11 protein-coding genes and 1 pseudogene are annotated in these 8,441 nt (G+C 69.0%); 8 read left to right on the forward strand and 4 right to left on the reverse strand.

Annotation, left to right across the window (positions count from 1 at the left end; translation table 11 throughout):
* The first annotated feature begins 1 nt into the window (after position 1).
* The 6 genes and pseudogenes from tpg to RWE79_RS00680 all read left to right on the forward strand — a co-directional run bounded on the left by tpg (position 2) and on the right by RWE79_RS00680 (position 2,545).
* A complete protein-coding gene (tpg, locus tag RWE79_RS00655) occupies positions 2-559 on the forward strand; it encodes a telomere-protecting terminal protein Tpg (RefSeq protein WP_475938034.1) in 558 nt (185 codons plus the stop codon).
* Positions 560-573: 14 nt separating this feature from the next.
* A complete protein-coding gene (locus tag RWE79_RS00660) occupies positions 574-1,155 on the forward strand; it encodes a hypothetical protein (protein ID WP_475938035.1) in 582 nt (193 codons plus the stop codon).
* A 77-nt stretch (positions 1,156-1,232) separates the two neighbouring features.
* Positions 1,233-1,538: pseudogene (locus RWE79_RS00665) on the forward strand (DUF6247 family protein).
* Entirely contained in the window at positions 1,535-1,732 is a 198-nt protein-coding gene (locus tag RWE79_RS00670; protein ID WP_475938036.1) for a hypothetical protein, read from the forward strand. Before RWE79_RS00665 ends, RWE79_RS00670 begins: the two are co-directional and overlap by 4 nt.
* Before the next feature lie 221 nt (positions 1,733-1,953).
* Entirely contained in the window at positions 1,954-2,310 is a 357-nt protein-coding gene (locus tag RWE79_RS00675; RefSeq protein ID WP_475938037.1) for a hypothetical protein, read from the forward strand.
* Between the two features lie 31 nt (positions 2,311-2,341).
* A complete protein-coding gene (locus tag RWE79_RS00680) occupies positions 2,342-2,545 on the forward strand; it encodes a hypothetical protein (RefSeq protein WP_475938038.1) in 204 nt (67 codons plus the stop codon).
* A 343-nt stretch (positions 2,546-2,888) separates the two neighbouring features.
* On the opposite strand, the gene RWE79_RS00685 is transcribed toward RWE79_RS00680, so the two are convergent.
* On the reverse strand, positions 2,889-3,110 hold the full coding sequence (locus RWE79_RS00685; RefSeq protein WP_475938039.1) for a hypothetical protein: 222 nt from the start codon (positions 3,108-3,110) through the stop codon (positions 2,889-2,891).
* Entirely contained in the window at positions 3,110-3,340 is a 231-nt protein-coding gene (locus tag RWE79_RS00690) for a hypothetical protein (protein ID WP_475938040.1), read from the reverse strand. The genes RWE79_RS00685 and RWE79_RS00690 overlap by 1 nt, the downstream gene beginning before the upstream one ends.
* A 512-nt stretch (positions 3,341-3,852) precedes the next feature.
* Here RWE79_RS00690 and RWE79_RS00695 point away from each other — a divergent pair.
* Both RWE79_RS00695 and RWE79_RS00700 read left to right on the forward strand, forming a co-directional pair.
* Positions 3,853-4,638, forward strand: coding sequence for a hypothetical protein (locus tag RWE79_RS00695; RefSeq protein WP_475938041.1), 786 nt, complete (start codon positions 3,853-3,855; stop codon positions 4,636-4,638).
* Between the two features lie 405 nt (positions 4,639-5,043).
* Positions 5,044-5,403, forward strand: coding sequence for a hypothetical protein (locus tag RWE79_RS00700; RefSeq protein ID WP_475938042.1), 360 nt, complete (start codon positions 5,044-5,046; stop codon positions 5,401-5,403).
* A 683-nt stretch (positions 5,404-6,086) separates the two neighbouring features.
* On the opposite strand, the gene RWE79_RS00705 is transcribed toward RWE79_RS00700, so the two are convergent.
* On the reverse strand, positions 6,087-6,503 hold the full coding sequence (locus tag RWE79_RS00705) for a hypothetical protein (RefSeq protein ID WP_371099565.1): 417 nt from the start codon (positions 6,501-6,503) through the stop codon (positions 6,087-6,089).
* Positions 6,497-7,156 carry a MarR family transcriptional regulator gene (locus RWE79_RS00710; RefSeq protein ID WP_475938043.1) on the reverse strand — a complete coding sequence of 220 codons (660 nt, stop codon included), beginning with the start codon at positions 7,154-7,156 and terminating at the stop codon, positions 6,497-6,499. The genes RWE79_RS00705 and RWE79_RS00710 overlap by 7 nt, the downstream gene beginning before the upstream one ends.
* Between the last annotated feature and the right edge of the window lie 1,285 nt (positions 7,157-8,441).

Raw genomic sequence — 8,441 nt, forward strand, 5'->3', positions numbered from 1 at the left:
GGTGGGGGAAATCGAGGACGCCATCGAGCGGGCCGACCGCGAGGCGTTCACCAAGGACCCGCCCAAGACCCTCAAGGGCCAGATCGGGTTCCTGCTCAAGCAGTTCGGCAGCGCGAAGGCCGTCGCGGCGGAACTCGGGGTCACCGCCGACTCCGTGAACCGCTACCGGCGCGGCGCCCGCAAGCACGCCCGCGCCGACGTCGCCGCGAAGATCGACGACACGGTCAAGGCCCGCTGGCAGCCGGTGGTGCGCAAGCGCCGGCAGAAGCAGGCCGCCGCCTCGGGCGGGATCACGGTGGAGACCCGGGCCCGGTTCGGATACTCCGCCGCCGTCGGCACGACCGACGACGGACGGTTCCGGCGACTCACCGTGCATCTCCCTCCGGAGTACGCGCAGCGCCTGTTCGACGCCCGCGACTCCGGGGCCAGCGACCACGACATGCGCGGAATCATCGCCGAAGGGTTCAAGGAAGTGTATTTTCAGGACGGCGGAGGTCGCGCTATGGGACTGTCGGACGTGGAAATCAACGACATCGATTATTTGGATCTGGATTACTGAATAGGAGCGAAAGCATGACCACCGAATTGCCGCCCATCGACCGGGACAAGAGCCCGCTGCTTGACGCTGATCACGACGCTGTCCGTATCGCCGACGCCTTGCGCAGCAGCCCGCACATCACCTTCGTCGCCCCGGCCGCGCCCGGCGACGAGAGCGTCTGGTTCCGAGACGCCGACGGCACCGGCTTCGAAATCTCCCTGACCACCGTGGAGCCGGACCCCGAGGCTGAGCGGGTCGCCTACGCCTGGGACGCCGTCGTCGCCGCGATCGGCAACCACCCGCACTTCATCCGCGCCGCCCTCGAACAGCCGTCCTTCGGGCCGCTCAACCTCGACACCATCACCGCCCTCACCCGCACCGGCATCGAGTACACCTTGACGCTGACCGGCGCCCCTCGCCCCGTCGACGACCAGGGGCCCGTCTCCCCGGCCGCCGACGTCGCGTACGCCGCCGACCGGCTGCTGACCAGCGACCCGAGCGACTCGGAGCGGGCGACGGCCGAACTCCTCAACTACGTGGCGGCCACCTGGGAGAGGCAGGACCTCCCGCTGCGCGAGCACGCCCAGGCCGTCGCCCGCACCCTGCGCACCCAGTAGGAGGGGATCCACCCATGACCGCATCCACGGCCACCCGGCGCGCGTACGGTGAGGTGACGACCCGCCGGGAGGACCAGATGAGCGCGCAGCCCGACCACGCACCCGTCACGCCGTACGCCCCCGCGCCCGGGGCGCCGGCCGAACTCCTCGCCCCACTGCGCGCCGACAAGCGCGCCGCGCAGTGGGTGCCGGCCTTCGAGTAGCAGTGGGCGACCGCGCTGGAGGAGTCCCGCAAGTCGTTCTCCCTCGCCGCGCTCTACGAGGTCGTCCAGGAGTGGCAGGGCCTCATCGCCTCCGCCCCGGCGGTCGACGCGTTCGTCGCCTCCGGCTACGACGACAGCGGCTTCATCGACATGGCGGAGCTCCGCGGCAGGCGCCGGTGAGCGGACAGCCGTACGCGGTCCGCTTCTCCGCTCCGGCCACCAAGGTCCTCGAGGCACTGCCCGAGCACGCAGAGGACACCGTGTGGGACGTCCTGGACGCCGCCGCGGCCGACCCCTGGGGTTTCCGGCAGTTCAACGCCGATGACCCCGAGGGCGAGGACGTACGCCACGCGACCGTCGGCCAGCTGCCCTGACCTACTGGGTCAACAGGCCTGCGCCGCCTGTCCCTCTTCACCAGTCGTCTGGCTCGGGTAACCACCTGGTGACAACGCCTCGCCCCGGCATTGCAGCTGTCGGGGCGAGGCGTTCCGCATCGTATCCACGCCGCCCGGCTTCCTGGACTTGCGCATTGCGCACACCCTGTGGCACAGTCTTGGTGTGCGCAAAGCGCACGAACCTTGAAGGGGATGTTCACGTGCCTGTCGACATCACCAAGACCGGTGGCTTCGCAGCCGAGATCACATGGGAGGCCACCGACGACCCGCACGGCCGGCTCGCCCGGGCAGTGGAGAGCGACGAGCTCGCCTACGCCCTGGAATTGCTGGGCGGCGCCCGGCAGGACCGCGACGAGCATCAGGATCTCCAGGCCACGAGGTTCGCGACCGAACTGGCCCGGGTCCTGGAGGCTCGGGCCGCGGTCCAGGTGGTCCGGCTGCGTGACGAGCGCGGCCTGTCCTGGCGCAGGATTGCGGACGCCGTCCACGGCGACGCCGACAAGCAGTCCACGGTCCGGCGCCAGTACGAAGCGGGCCGCCGGCAACTCGGTATCTGACCACCCTCACCCAACACACAGGAGGAAAGAAATGCGTAGCAACGAAGAGCGAATCGCGGCGGCTGAGCGCCAGGCTGACGCCCTGTGGGAGAGCCTCCGGGAGGCCCGCGCCGAACGGCAGCAGGCAGGCGGCTCCGTCACCTACGGCGGGAGCATCGTCCACGGTGACCAGATCGGCCACAGCGGCGGCAACCTCACCGGTGACGTCGTGATGGGCGACGACGGGCGCCGCTGACTCCGCCCCCGGACGCTGTCCGCGCTCGGCCGTGTGACAAACCCCGCCCCCCGGCATTGCAGCTGCCGGGGAGCGGGGCGTTTTCGCATCGTAGCCACGGCTGTATCCACCGGTAGCCACCCGGGCAGCAACGCGTATCCGTGGGAAGTAGTCACCAGCGGCCCGCCGTTACGCCCTCTCCGGGGGCCGCCGCGTGAACCCAGCTCGACAAGGGAAACGGCCGCTCCCGGGCCATCGCCGGGCCGGGCGGCGGCGGTCACGACCAGGTCCTCGCTGTCAGGCCGGACACCGCGAGCCGCTGCGCGCGGTGACGGCGGCGCTCGGTGTGCATCTGCTCGGTCGGTCATCCGTCCGTGGGGGGCCGGAGCTCTTCCGCATCGGCCTCCCGCAGAACCGCTTTGGCCCGCTCTTCAAGGTGCTCCGGTGACGCTCCACCGAATGCCGCTGAGAGAAAGGGGTCGCCGAAGTGCAGGTAGCGGTCCATCAGATCCGCTTCGTCCGCCTCGGCGGTCGAGTAGCGGTCCATCAGATCGGCTGCCGCAGCCTCGGCGGTCTCGTGGGCCACTACTGGCCCACGCCGCGGCGATACGTTGAGATCAGCCCCCCCACCAGGGTGCGCCGCACACCCGATGGGGTGTCAGGCGATGGGGTGTCAGGGCTTTTTTGGATCATCAGCCTGAGCCTGTGGTTGCCGTCCAGCCACCAGACCATCAGGCAGCCGGGGCTGGAGTCGACGCGCTTGATCTGGTACTGCACGCCACCAAGGCTGACGGCGGTCATCTGGTAGTGCTGCATCGGCAGCCCCGCTGACCGGGCCATAGCCCGCGCGCGCCACCAGCCCAGGGGCGCTACCCGGCTAGACCTGACCACCACCATGCTGCATCCCCCTTCACGATCGAAACCTCGGCTGGCAAACCACCCGAGCCGTGAACACATGCTGTCGCAATGAGGGCCAGCCCGACGCCGACTAATCGACTTCCGGCTGCGCCTGCAGTTCGGCCGACCCCTCGGGAACGCCGTCAGTCCCGGAGTTGCCGTCGCTGGCCTCAGCGCACCTTTGGAGGGGTCTCCTGAGCCTGCGGCCCGCAAAGCCGTGCACGCGGCGGGCCAGGACCTGCTCGACGCGGTCGACGCCCACACCAGCCCGCAGGACAGCGATGACGATGCCCTGAGCCGGCTGTGCTTCGTCGCCGCCTTCTACATGGGTTGAGCTGGGAGGGTATGGCTGTGAGGTGGAGCTTGCGCCCGCGCTTCCGCGCGCCTGCCCCGCCCTGGCCCGACCCTTCGGCGCGGAGCACGATGGAGGGGTGAGCGAGCACAACGATGACCAGGGCGAGGCCGCCGGACCGGTGCGGCCTCCGCTGGACGCCGCGCAGGCCCGCGCGATGACGGCCGGGCTGCGCGAGGCGATGGACGACGTCCGGCGCTCCGTCGCCGTGCTCGCCGCCCGGGTCCGCGACGCGCACGCCGCCCGCGTCTGGCTCCCCCTGGGCCTGAGCTCGTGGGAGGCGTACTGCACGGCGGAGTTCGGCATCAGCCGCGCCCAGGCGTACCGGCTGCTCGACGTCGCCCGCGCCCTGGGCGCCATCCACGACGCCGTCACCGCCGGCACCGAGACGTCTCGCACGCGAGACACCGACCCGGGCGCCGCGGCCGCGCTCGACTACGGCCTGTCCCAGCGCGCCCTGATCGACGTCTCCAGCCGTTCCGGCGACGTCGCGGAGCTGATCACCCGCCGACTCGCCACGCTCGCCCACAGCGGCCTCACGGCCCTCGATGAGCCGACGGTGCGCGCGGTGGTCCGCCAGGCCGTCCGTGACGTCCGCACCGCCCCGCCTCCGCCGCCCGCCAGTCCGTCGGCGGATCCTGTAGTCGCCGCGGGGCGCCAGCTCACTGACGACCTCTTCGCCAGCGCGCACGCGATCGGCGAGCTGATGCTCGAAGTCGCGCCGGCCTACCTGTCCGACACCGAGGCGGCGACCGGCGTCCTGGCGCTGCTGTGCGAGGAGATCGGCGAGCCCCTCGAGCACGGCCTCGCGGCCCGCCGCTACGCGATGTCCGGCGACCGCCGCGCCCTGCACGGCAGGATGTGACCGCTGCCGCCCAGCTGTTGCTATGAGGCACACAGCCGGATTCCCCAGGTGGGTGGGGTGTGGTGTGAGGATGTGAGGTGTGAGGCGAGGGTCTGCGACGACGGGGTGCTGCTGCTCCTGGTCGTGCTGCTCGCCGGTGGTGTGCAGCGGGATGTCGTTCGGTGGGTTCCGGTGGGTGGTGGCCGTCGTCGCGGTGGTGCTGCTCGTGGTCCTGGTGGTGGTCGTCGGGTTGCAGCAGGACTGGCTTTGTCGGCGACAACCGACTCCATCGGTAGGTGAGTTCTGACTCCAGCGTGTGTCTGTCAGAGGCAGAGCCTTTTCCGAACCTACCTGTAGACCACTCTACAGGGATTCCTGTAGAGTGTTCTACAGATGGAGCGAAGGGCGCTCCAGGAAGGGACTGTCATGCAGCTGCACGAACTCGAAGCCTGGCTCGGTGACGACCACGGTCTCGATGCGGAGCAGATCACCGACCTACTCAAGGCGGCCGACGAGATCGAGGAGCGCTACCCCAACCCGGATGACCAGGAAGAGGCCCAAGCCGCCCTCACCGCGGCATACCGGCTGATGGCCGAGGGGCCCGACAGTGTGATCGCCGAGTTGGCCGCCGCCCGCGTCGCGGCGCGTACCGCCGAGGTCGTGGCGTTGGCCGGTCTCCGTCAGGCCGCCCGACAATTGATCTCCGCTGGCGATCGAACGGAGGCGGGGTTTGCGCGGGAGGGCGGCGTGGATCGTATGGCCGTCCGCTCCTGGCTGGGCAAGTAGCCATTGCCCGTAACTCTCCTCGGTGGAGTCAGAACTGACCTACCGAGTGGAGTCACTTCTCACCTACAGAGCCACAGGACGGTGTCGCGGGTGCAGCGCAGCATTTGCATGGGCCAGGCGGCACACGGGTGCTGCACGGGTAGCAGGCCGGCCCCGACTGGTGCAGCACGGCCAGCTGCTGCACGCGCCTCGGGACGCGCTGCCAACCGCTGGCGCCTGCTGCTCCGCGACGGTCAGCACAGCCGTGGGCCCGGCCCCGCGGCTGCATAACATCGCAGATCTGCGATGTTCCGGGCGAGATCTATGCACGGCTGCTGCATGCAGCGCCGTCGGTCAGAGCCTGCTGACCGACGGCGCTGTTCGGTGGCGCTGCTGCCACGAAACGATGGCAGCAGCGCCACCGTGCGGGACGGCTGCCTCGCGGGTTTCCCGCAGAGGGGAACGATGTACGCCCTCGCTGGGGCAGTCGCCGCTTGTTCTGGAGAACCAGAACAAACCGGTTTACCTGGTGCTACCGCTTGCTCAGGCTGCGCGCCGCTGACCTGTGGGTTTCCCCTGGAGAGGAGCGATGTACGCACCGGGTGCTCCCCGCTCGGGAGACGAATGTGCCCCTGGCGCACATTCCTGTGCGCCAGGGGCACATTTCGCGGGCGGTTATCACCCGGGGGTGATGGCGGGCAGCGCTATCCGGCGGCGCGGACGGCCCGAAGGGGCTGACTCTGGCGCTTGGGCGGCGCGGTTTCGTACAGCGGGACGGCGATCTCGGGCAGTTCACCGGCCTCGATGCGCTCGGCTGCGTCCTCGATCGCCTCCTCCAGCTCCTCCTGGGAGGCGTACGAGGCGATGTACGGGTGGAGGTAGTAGGTCCGGTACTTGCGGTCCTCGGGCCTCAGCACGAGGTTCCGGCTCTCCAGCAGCGACATCGCCGTGTTCGCGGAGTTCCGCGACAGGCCTACGCGCGCCCCTAGTTCGGCCTGGGAGGCGTTCACCTCGCCGCCGGGCTCCTGGCGCTCGATGAGGACGCTCAGCAGCTCCATCGCGGCCTTCGTGAGGTCCAGCCGGTACAGCATTCCGAAACCGGCGCTCGCTTGGATCAGCATGCCCGCCCCTCCTCGTCGACCACTTCATCTTCCCCGTCTTCGGCACCGAGCTCCAGCTGAACGCTGCGCGGCGGCCGCGGGGCGTTCAGGGCCGGGAAGACCTCTTCGGGCAGCTTCCCGTCCGCGTCACGCAATGCGTCCAGGATCTCGCGCTGCACGTCTCCGTTGCCCTCGAACCCGAGCATCGGGTTCACGAAGATCAGCCCAGTGTCCACGCGCTGGATCATGTGCCATTCCTCGAGGCGGCCGATCGCCCGGGTCACGTTCGACCGTTCCACGCCCAGCCTGTCGGCGATCTTCTTGTGCGTGGCGCGCAGCCAGCCTTCGCGCTGCCGGCCGATGCACCACAGCAGGACTGCGGACTGGATCGGAGACATGCCGTGCTGGGCGATGAGCACGGCCAGGACGTCAGAGAGGAAGTCGTTGGACACCACGCTGTAGCCGGAACGCCCGTACATCTCGTGAGGCGCGCGATAGGTGTACCGGACGTTGACGTCCATCTGCTGCACCGGCCGCTTACGCGTCGGCGGCTTGATGTCCTTGCCCAGCCGGGAGGACAGGGTCTCGCGGAAGGCGCTGTCACCACCGGGCGGAACGGCGGTGATCTTGCCCTTGCCGCGGCCGGCGGTCGGGCGCTTGGGCTGGCGGGGCATCGACGGTGGTCCTGTCCTCGATCTTGGGGGTCGCGCCGGACCCTAGCAGTTGTTCAAGCTCAGTTGGCAGATTTGTACACGCTGGCGTGGCGCTTTGGTGTCGATGCCGACACAGTGGATTCAAGGGGTGTTTCCTGAAAACCGGCTCCCACCAGCAACGTTCCACAGTTGTACAAGCAGAGTTGGCAAATGCGGGTGTCGATGTGGCACCACGGACACATTTCCGCAGGTCAATGTGTCAGCGCCGACACATCCCCTTCCGTAAAAGCCCAGGTCAGAGCCGGTTTTCTCCGAGGTCCCTCTTTTCTTTAAGACGCACGCGCGCGCGAGGCCGGGACCAAGGCGTCACTCGCGTGGGCCTGGCCCGCCACCGACGGCACCAACCAGCACAACCGGTGATACGCAGCTCCTGGGGCGTGCCGTCCCACAGCCGCCACCCGGCCCGCATGACCACCGCACCCGCGAAGGCCCCCAGGCGCCCCGGAGGCCGCGCCCCGGGCGGTCGACGGCCCTGGGGGTCAGCGGGTTCCCCACGCGCCCGTGGACGGCGTTCTGCGGCGCCACTGGTCGATCCGTCGATGGCTGAGGCGGCTTCGCGTGCGGCACCGCGCCCCTGTGCGGGTCGTGGACGGCAGCAGCGGCTCTGAGTCTCGGGTGGTGTCGACCGTGACGATCAACCACAAGGAAGCGTGGCCGGCACCGGTGGGCGGTTCCGCCACCCGGCCCTGGGGGGCCGGACGGCTCCGGTACCTCCGCACGTCGAATTCAACCGGTCCCATATCGGAGCTTCCTTTCTGTGGCTGAGCTATTTCGGGCCGCGCAATTCTGAATTCAGCCGGTAGTTTTTGACTGGGGGCAGGGGTGGCGCGGCCAGGACCCAAACACTACACAGCACACGTACGTGATGCATCATCCGTTCCACGCGTTCACTCCCCAGGATGACGCATCATCGGATCCTGTCCAACAGTGATGGGTTGGCGTGTATGCTGGCGGGGTATTGGTGAACGTGAGCGGCTGGATTCGAGGGTAGGGAAGGGGTCAGGGTGGAGCGCAGCGGAACCCGTCACTGCGGCAGGGCCGGCACCTGCGCGGACCGACGGTCCGTCACTCTCGTTGCGGGGGTGGTGGCTAGGATTCCCAAGCCCTACACAGGCCCGCGCGTGATGCATCCCCTCCTGTAGCCAGCCTGAGTGATCGCGCTTGCGCGGCCGCCTCCAATTCGCGCTTGCGCGAATTGCATTCCGTTCGGAATACGGAAATTCCATTCCCAGTTACGCGGGAATTC

The sequence above is a fragment of the Streptomyces sp. RLA131 genome (genome assembly GCF_056270125.1).

Coding starts and splice junctions, on each gene's coding strand:
- RWE79_RS00660 (WP_475938035.1), top strand. CDS start 574: ATGACCACCGAATTGCCGCCCATCGACCGGGACAAGAGCCCGCTGCTT.
- RWE79_RS00680 (WP_475938038.1), top strand. CDS start 2,342: ATGCGTAGCAACGAAGAGCGAATCGCGGCGGCTGAGCGCCAGGCTGAC.
- RWE79_RS00690 (WP_475938040.1), bottom strand. CDS start 3,340: ATGCAGCACTACCAGATGACCGCCGTCAGCCTTGGTGGCGTGCAGTAC.
- RWE79_RS00700 (WP_475938042.1), top strand. CDS start 5,044: ATGCAGCTGCACGAACTCGAAGCCTGGCTCGGTGACGACCACGGTCTC.
- RWE79_RS00705 (WP_371099565.1), bottom strand. CDS start 6,503: ATGCTGATCCAAGCGAGCGCCGGTTTCGGAATGCTGTACCGGCTGGAC.
- RWE79_RS00710 (WP_475938043.1), bottom strand. CDS start 7,156: ATGCCCCGCCAGCCCAAGCGCCCGACCGCCGGCCGCGGCAAGGGCAAG.